At 38.6% G+C, this 14,452-nt stretch carries 13 protein-coding genes and 1 riboswitch; of the genes, 4 read left to right on the top strand and 9 right to left on the bottom strand.

Annotated features, from left to right (window positions below; genetic code table 11):
• Positions 1-9: 9 nt before the first annotated feature.
• The 6 genes from KIK04_RS10690 to KIK04_RS10665 are packed head-to-tail and all read right to left on the bottom strand — an operon-like array spanning position 10 to position 5,942.
• Positions 10-756 (bottom strand): class I SAM-dependent methyltransferase, encoded by a 747-nt coding sequence (locus tag KIK04_RS10690; RefSeq protein WP_232278216.1) that lies wholly within the window; start codon positions 754-756, stop codon positions 10-12.
• Positions 734-1,693: a glycoside hydrolase family protein gene (locus KIK04_RS10685; protein ID WP_232278215.1), complete on the bottom strand. Its 960-nt coding sequence runs from the start codon at positions 1,691-1,693 to the stop codon at positions 734-736. Before KIK04_RS10685 ends, KIK04_RS10690 begins: the two co-directional genes overlap by 23 nt.
• Positions 1,694-2,662: a glycoside hydrolase family protein gene (locus KIK04_RS10680; RefSeq protein ID WP_232278214.1), complete on the bottom strand. Its 969-nt coding sequence runs from the start codon at positions 2,660-2,662 to the stop codon at positions 1,694-1,696.
• Positions 2,663-2,664: 2 nt separating this feature from the next.
• Positions 2,665-3,099: a GNAT family N-acetyltransferase gene (locus tag KIK04_RS10675; RefSeq protein WP_232278213.1), complete on the bottom strand. Its 435-nt coding sequence runs from the start codon at positions 3,097-3,099 to the stop codon at positions 2,665-2,667.
• 12 nt (positions 3,100-3,111) lie between these two features.
• Positions 3,112-3,807, bottom strand: a complete 696-nt coding sequence (locus KIK04_RS10670) for a WbqC family protein (RefSeq protein ID WP_232278212.1) — start codon at positions 3,805-3,807, stop codon at positions 3,112-3,114.
• 14 nt (positions 3,808-3,821) lie between these two features.
• Positions 3,822-5,942, bottom strand: coding sequence for a glycosyltransferase family 2 protein (locus tag KIK04_RS10665; protein WP_232278211.1), 2,121 nt, complete (start codon positions 5,940-5,942; stop codon positions 3,822-3,824).
• 328 nt (positions 5,943-6,270) lie between these two features.
• Here KIK04_RS10665 and KIK04_RS10660 point away from each other — a divergent pair, with 328 nt between their 5' ends.
• Positions 6,271-7,221 (top strand): YndJ family transporter, encoded by a 951-nt coding sequence (locus tag KIK04_RS10660; RefSeq protein WP_232278210.1) that lies wholly within the window; start codon positions 6,271-6,273, stop codon positions 7,219-7,221.
• Between the two features lie 142 nt (positions 7,222-7,363).
• Here the strand turns inward: KIK04_RS10660 and KIK04_RS10655 are convergent, their stop codons facing one another.
• Positions 7,364-7,825, bottom strand: a complete 462-nt coding sequence (locus tag KIK04_RS10655; protein WP_232278209.1) for a GNAT family N-acetyltransferase — start codon at positions 7,823-7,825, stop codon at positions 7,364-7,366.
• A 336-nt stretch (positions 7,826-8,161) separates the two neighbouring features.
• Here KIK04_RS10655 and KIK04_RS10650 point away from each other — a divergent pair, with 336 nt between their 5' ends.
• The 3 genes from KIK04_RS10650 (at position 8,162) to KIK04_RS10640 (ending at position 12,801) form a co-directional block, all read left to right on the top strand.
• A complete protein-coding gene (locus KIK04_RS10650; RefSeq protein WP_232278208.1) occupies positions 8,162-10,519 on the top strand; it encodes a M13-type metalloendopeptidase in 2,358 nt (785 codons plus the stop codon).
• A gap of 392 nt (positions 10,520-10,911) precedes the next feature.
• The gene (locus KIK04_RS10645) at positions 10,912-12,081 is read left to right on the top strand and encodes a DUF418 domain-containing protein (RefSeq protein WP_232278207.1); all 1,170 of its coding nucleotides are present in this window, start codon (positions 10,912-10,914) and stop codon (positions 12,079-12,081) included.
• 453 nt (positions 12,082-12,534) lie between these two features.
• Positions 12,535-12,801, top strand: coding sequence for a hypothetical protein (locus KIK04_RS10640; RefSeq protein WP_232278206.1), 267 nt, complete (start codon positions 12,535-12,537; stop codon positions 12,799-12,801).
• Between the two features lie 69 nt (positions 12,802-12,870).
• Here KIK04_RS10640 and KIK04_RS10635 read toward each other — a convergent pair whose 3' ends face one another.
• Both KIK04_RS10635 and KIK04_RS10630 read right to left on the bottom strand, forming a co-directional pair.
• Positions 12,871-13,335, bottom strand: coding sequence for a hypothetical protein (locus KIK04_RS10635; RefSeq protein WP_232278205.1), 465 nt, complete (start codon positions 13,333-13,335; stop codon positions 12,871-12,873).
• Positions 13,336-13,466: 131 nt separating this feature from the next.
• Positions 13,467-13,637: riboswitch (cyclic di-AMP (ydaO/yuaA leader) on the bottom strand.
• Between the two features lie 389 nt (positions 13,638-14,026).
• Positions 14,027-14,443 carry a hypothetical protein gene (locus tag KIK04_RS10630; RefSeq protein ID WP_232278204.1) on the bottom strand — a complete coding sequence of 139 codons (417 nt, stop codon included), beginning with the start codon at positions 14,441-14,443 and terminating at the stop codon, positions 14,027-14,029.
• Positions 14,444-14,452: the final 9 nt, after the last annotated feature.

Here is a 14,452-nt window from a genome sequence, read left to right as displayed (position 1 = left end):
TTAGTATAATTACTTACCGCCTTTATTACATACAAAAAATATACTTGAACATAAGTCAGGATACTGCTGTCCTAAATCGTAACAGCCATCTAAATATTCCTTGGAAATAATATCGGTGTTAAGCAGTTGATCCCACTGAAAGTTAGCGAGCGCTTTAAAGAATATTCCTGAGCGGTGAATGATGTTAAGTCCTGAAAGCTTGATGTCTCTTTCTAAAGTATCTAATGTATATGTTATTCTATGCCCATGAGCAGCTTCAGCATCTGTTATAGCACTATTGTGGCTGATAAGCCCCATTTTAACGGCTATCTGTCTTGATGGTGCATTTGCGTTAGGGCAAACGATAAAAAAGCGCCCTTCATCTGATAGCCACTCCGTTTTCACCTTTTTGAGTAATGATACAGGATCATCAATATGTTCGAGCACATGAGTTAAAATAATATTGTCATATTTCGTAGGAAATATTGCATCTTCAAATAAGGAATTTACAAACTTTACTTTATTACCAAGCTTTGATTCTGCATAATTACATGCCTCATTGGAAGCTTCGACACCTGTAATATCATCAAAAAACGGCAATAATCTTTTTGTAAAATCGCCTTTATAGCTGCCAAGCTCCAGCATATTTCCCTGTTTGAAAAATGGCTCAAATGATTTCAGCATGTATGGATGCATGACATCTAAATCAAAATTATAAGCATATTTCCGCTCTGGAGTATCTTCCAGCTCTTTATTATAATCTCGTTGGGTACTCATGCATTTCCTCCTCTAACCTCGCTAATCCAAAACCTTGTCTGCCAAACTCATTGCCGTTATACAGTAAGTATATTTCTCCATCAGAACTGAATACATGAGGATAGCACATCATATCAGAATCCCAGCTATTTTCGGTAACATCTATCCCTACTTGTTCATCATCTCTTACCCAATTTACTAGATCATTCGAGTAAGCATAGCCTATTCTGTAAGCTCTGCTACTATTTTTTCGAAAATCTGAAGATTGTCTGTAGCAAAAAAACATATGATATTTATTCCTAAAATAAATGACTGTAGGAAGCGCCTGACTCTCATCAGGAAAACGATCCTGTATAAGCTGCTTGTTATCCTTAACCCACTCAATACCATCTTTAGAAACGGCATGACCTATTTTATAGGTTCGATCCGGTTGGGTATTCCCATCAAAAACCTTCCAAGTTACCCCGTATATATACCACATATGAAATACGCCATTAATTATTTGTACAAATGGATCACCGACTAGAAAGGGCTCATGTAATGACGAAGTTAATACGGGGCCATCACCTAGTTTTTGAAATGTTAGCCCATTGTCATTAGAAATGGCTAACCCAATACCAGTATCCACTGAAACCGACACTTTTCTATTCCAACCCGAAGTATAGCCATATACTTTATTTTCGTATCTTACAATATTCACTGGGAATATACCGTGCTCATCAAAAGCACCTAATTTACCTAGGGGGATTACTGTATCTTTCGACACATTAATGACCTCTTTAAAATGTTTATCAAAATCCACAAATGCGATATGACTCAAATATTTATCTTTGTCTTGTTCTCTCGTTGAGAAATACACTCGAACAAAGTCATCAAACACTAACGCCTGCGGTGATTGCGCGAACATGAAGCCATAATCCCCAGGATCAAAAATTTTGCCTAGCTTGTTCCACTTCATTTAAGTTAAATCCCCCTCTAACTCAGCCAATCCAAACCCAAATTTCCCAACTTCGTTCCCAAGGTAGAACATATATATCTTGCCATCAAGTTCAAATACATTTGGGTATGCAATCATTTCTGAGTCCCAACCATCGTTAGAGGTGTCGATTCCTACTTTGCTATCATCTCTTATCCAATTGATTAAATCATCGGAATACGCGTATCCAATACGATAGCTATTGTCTTTATTTCTTCTAAAATCTACTGCCTTCCTATAACAAAAAAACATATGGTACTTGTTATTTCGAAAAATAATATCTGGGCTGGCTTGAGCCTCGTCTTCTCCTAATTTATCTGAAATAATATCTTTGTTAAGTTTCTCCCAAGTTAGACCGTCATGTGATGTTGCCATTCTTATTTTATAAATGATTTCAGGCTTCCCATTATCCAAAAACCATTTGCGGCCAGCAATATAAGATAAGTAATAAACGTTATTGAATTTTCTGATTTTAGGTGAAGAAATAACGAAAGGCTCACCTGGAGAATAGGATAATACAGGCCCTTCTCCAACCTTTTTGAAAGTGCATCCTCCATCTGTGCTTTTAGCGAAGCCAATTGCAACATTGAATGGCACAGACTCACATCTTGTCCAGCCCCCGTAGTATGCTAATAACTCGTTTCCTTCTCTTATAGCTGAGAAAGGATATATACCAAATTCATCGAAAGTTCCAACATTGCCTAATGGCAGACAGGGGTTGGACGCCATGTTGATGACTTCCAACAAATTTTCTCTATTCAAATCCACAAATGCACTATAGCTCACATATTGTCCGTTTTCATCAGGCTTAGGCCTGCAACTAAAATACACTCGGACAAACTTATCAAACACAACTATGTTAGGAGCTTGAGCAAATTGATCGAGCCATAACGGCCTATTTTCAATCATTGAGGGGTTAAAGACTAGCCCCTTTTTGATCCACTTATACATTCTTACGTTAGCCCCTTTATCATATACTGAGATTGTAGGGATGCTTGTCCAATCGCCACAAAATGATGTTTTTCATAGTGAGCTATTGCCTTGAAATTTAACTTATCAACCTCTAGCTTCATTGTTCTCATTCCATATTGCTTAGAGAGATCGCAGCAAAATTGCAACAATAAACTCCCTATTCCTTTGTTTTGATGTTGCTCCGATACTGCAATATGACTGAGATATGCAACCTTTGTCGATAAATCATTTGCATAAAACACTACCAATCCAATAATATTATCGTGATCTTTTGCTACGTACACACAAGCATGTTCCGCAAGCTTTGCAGCATAGGATTCTAGATCCCCCACTCGACTAATAATGGAACGTGGGAAGTAATCGTTAAAATGCATCAATATCTCCATGATTTCAGTTGCAGAAGAAATTCTAATCATATCTCGCCCCACCTAAATGACATCACGACACTTCAACATTCCTCTTACTGTGGCGAGGTCATTAAACATCATAATATCCATTATAGAAAGCCACGGTACAAACTCATCATCATATTGCTTGTATTCAATTGGTTTTGACTTAATAAAATTCAAGTCGATTCCCTTTTCCGCAAAATCCTCTTTTGAATACAAATCTACTCCCCCAATTGGGTTGATGTAGGTTGTTGCATTTAACTCTTTACATATTGCCAATACCTTGTCCTGCCCCCTAAGAGTAGGATCTACATCAATGGAAGATGAAACAATCATGTTTGTTTGAATATCCAACTCGCCAATCACTTTGTTAATGGAATAGTAAATATACTTAAATAGATTAGATTCATCATGCAATATGCAGTTTTTAAAAATAGGAAATGCCTTCTCGTAATTTGGAGCTTTTTTATATACCTCTCTGAGCTGATTGAGGAGCTTTTCTTTTTTAAATTCCAAAGCAACTGTACGATCAACTACATTTAAGTAGTCTGAAGCCTTTTGGAGAGGGATCGAAAAATAGGCATCTTTACCGTTCTGTAAGAAACGATTTCGATTAATCCATCCTTTTTTCGTATACTGTATATTGTCATAAATGACAAACAGGTCTACTGAATCTATTAGCTGATAATATCCGATATACGGAAAAAAATAAGGTTGCATGATTGCTACTTTCATTCGTTCTCCTCTAGTCAGGCTTTAACAATGAATAGTATGGAATCCATACTGTAAATGCTATCATGAGCACTGTTAACTTCCATGTTAATGCTGGTAGCCATTTTTTTAACGGCATCAACCACTTGTTGACTGCTGCCTGACGTTATACCAATTGTATTGAAAGAAGCATATCCTGCATCTGACAGTAAATTCTCAATAGCTATGTAAGATGCAAACCTCTTAAATACTTGACCACCCGTCATGTTTTGATTAATCGAAAGCATGCTAACAATACTGTTTGCGCTATATGGGTTACTTACCAAGAAGCGTAGTTCACCATTATTGGATAATAGTTTTTTTACGTTTTGAAGAAGTAATTCTCCATCGGCATATTCTTCAATAGGTTTGCAAAATATAATATATTCAAAAGTTTTCCCATAAAACAGTTCCAATAAATCTGCAGTAGTATCAGCTGAAATAAAATGATCAAATATTTTACTGGAAATACCTGCAATATCTTTATCCGTTGAGAAATTATACAATGTTACATTAGGATTCCCATTTTCTTTCATTGCATTTCGTATATGATAAGGTGCCATCCCTAAACCGGGATCAATGCATAAAACATTTATTAAATTGCTAGCCTTACATTCAATATTGGATAATAAAGAGCCGATGTCATATTTTGAATCATGCCAGGCATCTATCTTGTTTTTTTGTTTGAATATCTCCCTGCTTATTTGGAGTGAATTGCTTTCTCGCTGTGCCTCACCTAAAGACACACTTCCAAAGTGATGACAAAATGTATCTTTAGCAAGTATAAGTTTATATCCATTTAAACGGAGTTGTAATGAAATATCATCGTCACAGAACTCACCATATTGAAAAATACGGTCATGACAAATCCCTTTACCATAGACGCTCATGGGAACGATGTGGACAAACGGGCAAATCCTTTCTCTCTCTAGCCATTTGTTAGGCTCTGATTTGTTGTATTCCTTTGCAAAATCATGCATGTTTTCTAACGTATCATAAGGTGCGGATATCGCTTGGTTGTTAGATATGTTGTTTGTGGTTGGAACAACCATTCCTATATTGTTATCCGACTCTATACATACTAAAAGATTTTTAAGCCAATTTTTTGTTACGATAACATCGTTTGAAACAGAGGCAAGAATCCTTCCTTGCACTGCTCTCACGCCCATAAAATAGGCAATCATCGCACCCGTGTTTTTATGGAGATTAATAACCTTTTTATTTGCATAAGGAATGTTCTCAAAATACTCTTTAGTCCCATCACTGGAGCCATCATTAACGAGGATCAATTCAAAATCAATTCCATTTGTATATGTTAATATGGATTCCACGCATTGTTTGGTATATTCAAGTTTATTATAAGCAGGTACTACTATTGAAACGTCATATTTATATTTTCCCGTCTCTAACGATTGCCTTGCATATTGATTTACATTTGCAGAAGCAAACTCGTTTTTATAGTACATATCCATCTTGTCAGCATGCGGATAGATTAATCCAAAGAAGTATACCTCTTCTCGCAATTCCTTTAACAACGAATGGATCGTAAACTCTACTAATATAGTTAATTTTTCATCTCCATTATGGTCGTACTCGTAAAAACAATCTTCTATGCAGACCAGAATATTTTCGAATACATTTGCCATAAAACGTGAGGATACCATTTTTTTTAGTCTTGTAATTTCCCCGCTGCATACACTCATGACGTTTTGTACGTCTTTAAGAATAGACATACATGTGTCAATATTACCTTCATTAAGATTTTTAATGCCGGATTCCACTTTTAAAATCATAGAATCAAAAACAGCAACTATTTTAGTCAAAAATTCCGTATTATCCACGACAGATAGATCTTCATTTGTATGATGAATTTGTTGATTCTCCAAATAATTAAGGTTTTCCCCCGCTGATTGATGGTCGGGATTTATTTCAATAGCCCTAGAGAAACAAGATCTAGCTATAGCTATCTCATTTACTTTGTAACAAAGTGCACCCTTTAGATTCCAAAAGTCAGCATTATTTTCATATCCCTTTTCATTAGATAAGATGAGAGACAGAGCGTTATCGATATCATTATTTTCTATATATTTTTCGATTTCATTCAAAATATTATCGTTCATGAATACTAGCCCCCACATAATGATTCAAAAGAATACTAATTTCATATTTATTTTATTACTTTATTATCGGCCTATTTCTTGATTAGTTTATGCTTAATTCGAGCAGTCCGTAATAACTACATTATGAGATAAATGTATATATACGGTTATATCATGAACTTGTTATGATTACTCTTCCTATTTACTATGAACAATCACCCTCACAAAATGTGTTAAACTACTAAACAGAACCACCTAAAAATGTAAGCTACATAAATGAATGTAGGTAGGCATTTGTACTACCACAATTAGAAAGGAACATCCATAAATGGCGTTCTGGCGGCAAGCGATGAAACCATCAATAGTACCGACAATTCTCGGTGGAATTATAGCCATCCTTATCTTTTGTCTAGAAACTTTCCAACTCAATCTTGTTGAAAAGTTCCTCATGTATGCGGCTTTCGTCATAGTCCCTCTTGTGATTTTACTGTTGAGCTATGACGAACAAAATAAACAGCAAAAGATGATTTATGCTGCGATCAAGCTGCTTCAATTGCCCGCAGCTCTCCTTGCTTTAGCCTCCGTAATGGCCAACAAAACGTGGGGGCTGGGAAGTACAGCAGTGCCAGGGAACCTCTCCCTTGGGTGGCTGCTGTTCACATTGCTGCTCGGTATCTATGGCCTGACCGTGATTGTGAATCACAAGGGGAGAGCAGGGGAAATAGCCATTGGCGCGGGGCTCATTTACTTTTTTATAGGGGGCATTTGGTTCTCCCTATATCAGTATCAATTGGACCTCTTCCAAGTTAAACATACAACACACGCTCTGAGCTCGGCCCATTTTCATTTCTCATCTGCAATCGTTCCGATCTTTATCGGTATGCTGGGCCGGATCATGACGAAGAAGAGCTGGTATCCTTGGGTCGTTGCCATCGATATTATCGGCCCCCTTCTGATTGCTGTTGGTATTATTTTCTCGAAACCGATTGAGTATATCGGGGTGACCTTGTTCGCCTGTAATATTGCGATTTACACCACTTATCTCCTTGCTTATTTGAAGAAAGGCTCGTTACGCAATAAGTCGACCTTCTTTTTAGTGCTTTCTTGTATTGCCTTTTACACGATTGTCGTTATTTCCATGTGCTATCCATTATTGAAAAACATGTTTTCCTTAACCATACACGATTTCATTCCGGTTTACGGACTGCTGCATGCGTTTGGTTTTGTATTATGTGGACTGATCGGATGGGTGTACATGATAGGCTCTCTTAAGGAAAAAAAGCTTGCGTACGGTACATAGATATCCATTTGTTAAGCTCCATTATCCTATCGTTATAAAGTCTAAAGATTAAAATAGCGAGCAACATGAGTGGTTACCACTACGTGTTGCTCTTTTTTTCGTAGGTATTAATCTTATCCATTCAACAAAAATAGTATGTAAATTAACCAACGATTAATTTGTATATCGCCTGCTGATCACTATTTTTTCTATGTTGGTTTACAAATCCAACACTCTCATATAGGCGTATAGCATTCACATTTTCTACTTCTACGGTTAAAGACACTATTTTGCATTCAGGATGTTTCTTTTCAATAAAATCAATAATTTGGTTTAAAGACTGTTTACCATACCCTTGACCCTGATACTCTTTAGCAATCTGAAATCCGCCAATCCAGTAATTATCCTCACTGTCCGGTGTATAACTGATGTAAAAAGCACCAATAATTTTGTTGTTCTCAACTAAAACGTAAGGGTCTAATGCTTCATCCCATGGTTTTATAAATGCATACGCAAGCGACTCAACCATATTAGGAACGAAAGATTTTTGATTCTCATGTACGGACAATTTAACAGCTTCTTCCCAATTTACTTTAGTGATTTCTTGTATGCTAATATCGTACATTCTTATTCCCCCTCAAATTTACTTATTTCCAATTTACATATTCTGTCCGTTAGCGTAAAGCTGGTTCAAATCATTTTTGGGACATGTATCCTATTCGTGACTTAGCTCCAATACCCCTTGTTGATAGCATCTTGCGTAGCTTTTCTCTGATGCTGTATATCAAAGGCACTCGTGCCGTTTAATTATTTGGCGATGCGTTAACCTTCCTTGAATTCGAGCGAGTCCTTACATCATTTTCAAAATGAGGGGAATCAGCTATAATGAAAGGATATAAATGGTAGGTCTTCTATTCATTTATCTATTTTTATACATACAAATACACCTTGGAGGAGCCCGATGATGAAAAAGAAATTTTTATCCTTACTAACCGCCACTATTATGGTCCTTTCAGCTAGCTTACCCGTGTATGCTAATGAAGCGCCGCCTACAGCGACAAGAGGAGAAATCGTCAATAGCTTGTTGTCTGCGGCTGACGCTTACCAATCAGGTATGGGTAAAGAAGCCGTTATTAAAGGTAATGGAAACGGAGATTTAAGAGAGAATGAACCGGCTAAAAAAATCGAAGCTTTAGTCATGCTGAGCAGAGCATTCGGCGAATTGCCTGAGCCTGTCGGAAATGATTTGCGCAGTGGGACATTTGGTGTCGAGTTCACCGATGTGCCAGCTTGGGCTAAGAAAGATATCGATAAACTGGCAAGAGCAGGCGTACTGACAGGCAAGCCTGACGGCACATTAGGCGTAAACGACAACATTACACTCGCTGAGTTCCAAACTATTATCGCCAGAGTGTGGACGCTTAAAGGTTCCCATGTAAATGACGATTTTTATGAAGCCATCAATAAACAGTGGTTAAATAAATCAACGATTCCAGCAGGTGAAATCATGGGTGGTGGATTCTCCGAGCTGCAAAAACAAAATAACGATCACATAGCAAAAATGATAGATGGGCTGTCAGGCAATCAGTTCGCTAATGGAACAAAAGAACAGAAACTTGCCGACTTCTATAAGACGGCGTTGGATACCGAAAATAGAAATAAACAAGGCATCGAGCCCATTCAAAAATACGTAAAGACCATTGATGGCGCTAAAACGTTTGACGATCTCGTGCAAGCCGACCTTGTCATGGAAAAAGAATTAGGTCTAAGCACGTTATTCCACTTTACAATTATGGGTGATGCAAAGGACAGCAGTAAAAATGCTTTGTATTACACAGGATTATCTACTGGTCTAGATAAAAATAGCTTAGTAACGGAAGACGTGAAAACGAAAAAAGCCTATATTCAGCATTTGACCAAAATTCTTGTGCTATCCGGCGAGGAAGAGTCTGCTGCAAAGGCCCGTGCTGAGAAGGTTTATGAAATGGAAAAAAGCTTAGCTGCCGTGTCGCTTGAGCCTCATGAACAAGGTGACGTCAATAAGTACTATAATCCGTATACGATCGAACAATTCGATGATATGCATAAAGAAGTAGATATGAAACAAGCCTTGAAATCGATGAAAGTCGACAGTGCCGATAAAGTAATCGTATTCGATGTGAAGCTGGCACAAAAAGGCGCGGAGTTCATGACTGAAGCTAATCTTGAAGTGCTGAAAGCTTACTCCAAAGTACAGTTACTTTCAGCAACAAGCGGTTTGTTGTCGGATGAATTCAGAGACGCTGCAAATGAATTCTCCGCTACCCTATACGGTGTTTCAGGGGAAAAAACAGATCAGGAAATTGCAGCAGCCATCACACAAACGACGATGAGTGGATACTTGGAGCAAATGTTTGCTGAGAAACATTTTTCACCAGAAGCTAAAAAAGATGTTGAGCAAATGGTTAATAAGTTAATTGCGACGTATGAAAAAAGAATCAAATCGCTGGATTGGATGTCAGACGCAACCAAAGCTAAGGCCATTAAAAAGCTGGATACGATGGTCGTTAAGATCGGATATCCAGATAAATGGGATACGACATTAGACAAAGTAACGATCAAGACTTATGACGAAGGTGGTTCGCTGTTCTCTAATACCTTCGCAGTAACGACTGCATACATCAATAGCATGAAAGCTAAACTTGGTAAGCCAGTGGATAGATCGCAATGGATAACGAGCGTTTACACCGTAAATGCATTCTACAATCCGTTGAATAATGAAATTACGTTCCCTGCTGGTATTCTTCAAGCGCCTTTCTATGACATTAAGGCTAAACCTGAAGCTAACCTTGGAGCAATCGGCATGATCATTGGCCATGAGATCAGCCATGCATTTGATAACAACGGAGCGGCATACGACGAAAAAGGAAATGCGAATAATTGGTGGACGGAAGAAGACTTTAAGAAGTTCAAAGGGAAAAACCAAGAACTGATTGAGTTCTATGATGGAATTGAGAGTGTTCCCGGTGTGTTAAACGACGGTCAGCTTACACTCAGCGAGAATGTCGCTGATTTAGGTGGAATGGCTGCTGCATTGCAAGTTGTGTCCGAAATGAGCAATCCGGATTATAAAGCGTTTTTCGAAAGCAATGCAAAAATGTGGAGATCCACAACGACCAAAGATTTTGCAGTGCTTCTAAGCACAAGTGATACACACTCAGCCAATAAAGTTCGCGTAAACCGCACAATTGTGAACTTCCCGCAATTTTATGAAACGTATGGAATTAAGCCTGAGGATGGCATGTATGTAGCACCGGAGGATCGAGTGTCGATCTGGTAAAAAGAAGAGCAGATTGAGGGCGTTTAGGTCGTTCCTATAGATCATAGAACTTGCATCCTCAAATAAAAGCAAGGCCACTCCTAAGCATGGAGTGGCTTTTTTATTTTTTTCTCTAATTCCTCATATCCCGCCCCCTTGCTTCATTGACAAATCGTCAAACGATCATTAAAATAAAATTGATCGATCAATCAGTTTTTTTAACAAACGACCAAATTCAGTCACTAAGTATTTGAAATGACCTTCACCTGTGACCCCACACATCGAAATCGTTCTCAACCCCACTTTTTATGTAAGATGCACTACCCTGTGGAATAAGATCAAAATAAACTAAGCAATTACGTAAAGATTTGAACGACCAGACGTATTTGCTAAACCAAAGGGAGAAGATTATCATGCCCGTTCCATTAAGCAATAGCACAACCGAAATAAAAAAACGCGCAGTTTCATTGGATCTAGCAAGAGGTACGATGTTGCTGCTAATTGCACTCGCACATGCCCCGCTCTACTTATACGGCTCTGAACCTGGCATCATGCATAGGGTTGAAGGAATTACGTGGTATGATCAGGCTGTAAACTTTTTTGGCCAGTTCCTTATTGATAATAGGGCAAGAGCGATGTTTGCCGTCTTATTCGGCTATGGTTTAGTTCTGGCATTTAACAGCCAACTCTCTAAAGGAACAAGCGCGAAAGACGCACTAAAGAAGATACGGCGCCGTTCGTGGTACTTGATTGTATTTGGGATCGTGTTACTCGTCATCATTGGGGGCCAAGATATTCTTATGGCTTACGGTTTCGCCGGGCTGCTAGTCAGTTGGGTGTTACTACGTAACCATAAAACACTGATTCGAACTTTTGTGTTGATTACTTTGTTGTATGTCATTTTCACCCCCCAATTATGGGGCTTCACCATGCAAAGCGTTGGCAGCTATAGTTTCATTCCACAGCTGTCAGCAACAGACACCTACCTTAGCACGACTTTTAAAAAGTTGATTACTTTTCCCGTAGTCCCTATTTTCATTCATGTTATGGCCCCAATTATCCCTCCCGTTCTGCTCGGCATGTGGATGGCCAGATATCAGCTATTATCCAAACCAGACCAGCATGTAAAAAGTATTTATCTCATCACCATTACAGGATTAATTGTCTCTTTATTAGGGGCCATTCCTTTATCTTTAATCGGAAACGTATGGAATCCTAGTTATTATACAGTTGGATTGGTAAACAGTTTACACATTATGACTGGAATGGCTGGAGGATTAGCTTATGCTACGTTATTTGGCATCATTGGGACAAAAATAAAAGATCCCGGACGCTTTACTTTTTCTTTAATGGCTTTAGGAAAACGTTCCTTAACCTTCTTTGTGTTCAATGAGACATTGCTTGTCCTTTTCTTATCACCAGTAGCGCTTAATTTAGGAGGACAGGTAGGAAACAGCATTGCTGCAATGATTGCAGTGGGGATTTGGGGCCTCTCTGTTGTGTTAGCCACAATATTGGAAAAAAGGAATATGGTTGGACCATTGGAAATATGGATGAGGAAATTGGTATATAAACATAAATAAATGACCAGACAACCGAGTACTTGGAGCACTCGGTTGTCTTTATTTCCACTAGATTGGGCCGTTGCTATTCCCCTATTTTAAGCTGCAAAAATGGGGTCAGCTATAATCGCAAATTTTAAAGGACTGAATCTTATTTGCAATTCGTTCCATACAAATCCACTCCACCCCAGATCTTCTCCAAGAGGCCTAGAATCAGGTTATAACCATCCCTTGTTCCTAATGGTATCTCTGGGTGTCTCTCTTCCTCGCAAGAAACAGTACGATTTGGCACGTTTCTTCAACACTATCAATTGAATCCTTTAGGATGCACGGCTTCGGGCATGCTGTGCTTGCTGCAATCATAGTCGGTTTGAGAACCACTGTAAGAAAAATAGGTCCGCCAAGTCCTGATCATTGTCTATTCCAATCTGCAGGGCATGCATACGATGAGACTGACGGGAGGTGATATTCTGCATGCTCAAAAAAACAGCAGCCGGCAAAGTCGAAAACCAAGTCTATTCCAACCGTGTGGCCAGATCAGAGTTCGACCAGAACTGGCGAACTACTGTGTCAAGAAGCGGATACGTGATCTATATTGCAACAGCCAACCGTGCAAAGGTAACCGTCTTGCTAACTAACGGTTCGAGCAAGCTGCTCATTTTCAACAAAGGTGGGCAAGTGCTAGTTGGCGGCGGCGGAACGAGCCATTACAGTAAGCCTCATATAGCTAAGAATTTGTAGGTAGAATGTAAAGAAACTGGTCCTGCTCTCATCTTCTTATGTGAGCAGGGCTTCTTCCACATGGACTGGTTAGCACGAGAAGTAAGCTTGCGAATAGTCGAACAAAACAGCCCGATCCAACCAAGATATATGGGTATTGCCTTCCCGTTGCATGGCCGGGTTGCGCAGCTTGGATGCCAAATCCATTAAAGAGGCCTTAGCAAGATTCGTTCTAATTGGGCCCCCCAATTTATCTTTCTCTTCTACAATATCCAAGGCCACCGGGATGGAAACACCCTTTAATTTCATAAATACTTTTGCCCATTGAACGAGATCAAAATGACGATTCTCAATTGGAATAAAGTATTCTGCAAAGCCTGACATGTTTCGGCTAGAAATTACCATTAATCCGCACATGCTTTTATCAATGATTCCAATAACTCCACTTTCAATCCTTTTGGTGTCATAAAGATAGGTTTCGATATGATCGATTTTACATTTAGCCAAATCATGTTCTACGCTTTTTTCCGGTAAAGGGGTACTTACTTTCTGCACGATCGATTCCTCCTTCAATGCTATTTATTACGCTCATAAGCTTTTTAGGCAAACAAAAAGAAGCCCTTTGAGCAGAGAATTCTTACTCTCGGACTTCTTCCGCTGAACGATCAAGCTGAAGAACACGATCGTGATTCTCTCTCTTTGCGCTTACGAGGTTAGCTGTCGGATTCGGGCTTGAGAGACGCCCTACCCCAGCTTGCTTAAACAAGCTAGGGATTCACCCCGTGAAACCATCCTAGGAGGATGGCTTCGGTTGGTTCCCCCGTTTCCCTGTTCAGGGAATTCAGCGTTTTGGAACAATAATTCATGCCCGTGCTGTTGAATGAATTGTACGATCTCACAAGCCAATATGTAAAATTCAAATATGAAGAACATACCCTCTTATTTAGCATTATCTGGTGATGAAATCGGATTCATTTTATATAATCTTATATTTTCTATATTATTACTCCGCTAAGCTTCAAGTATCTCCTTTTATCCGATATTGGATTGTCATCTGCAACTCGATGACATTATAAAATAGACATCTTCAGTCCTCCATCATTTAAAACATCAAACAATCTTGATAACACGAATGGCATCAGAGGATACCTTTGCAATTTATTTGCTTTCAGAAGTGTCATATCTATTCGTTATCGTTTCAAACTTTTCCGTATTTCCCACTATTACCTCTCTAATCTAAATGATCTTATTTATCTTTAATCAACGCCTTAAATGATTTCAATTTATGTTGAGCGCGTCGATACATCATATAATCAAATAAATTGGCTATACATATAATGCCCAGCGCTATCAATAATATCGGGGTGAATTCCACTTGGCCTTCCATTTCGCTGCTTGTGAACATCATGGAGGAGATCAAAATAAATGTAGTAACGATTAATGCAATGAAGTTGTGTATAAAGAAGTACGTCCGAGAATTGGCCATACGAATTGGGAGTATTGATGTTAGCCATTCTGTAATCAAACCAATAATGAACCCTACACTTCCGCTGGCTAATACCGTTAAAACTTTGTACGAGAACAGTACATCTGCATCATCATAAAATTGTAGGAGAATACCTATGAAGAGACCGATAAAAAATGACTTTATAATACTTTCCAAATTTATTTT

The sequence above is a fragment of the Paenibacillus sp. 481 genome, assembly GCF_021223605.1.
Lineage (GTDB): Bacteria > Bacillota > Bacilli > Paenibacillales > Paenibacillaceae > Paenibacillus_B.
The sequence above is the reverse complement of the archived record's forward strand: the minus strand, read 5'-3'. Positions and strand labels throughout refer to the sequence as shown.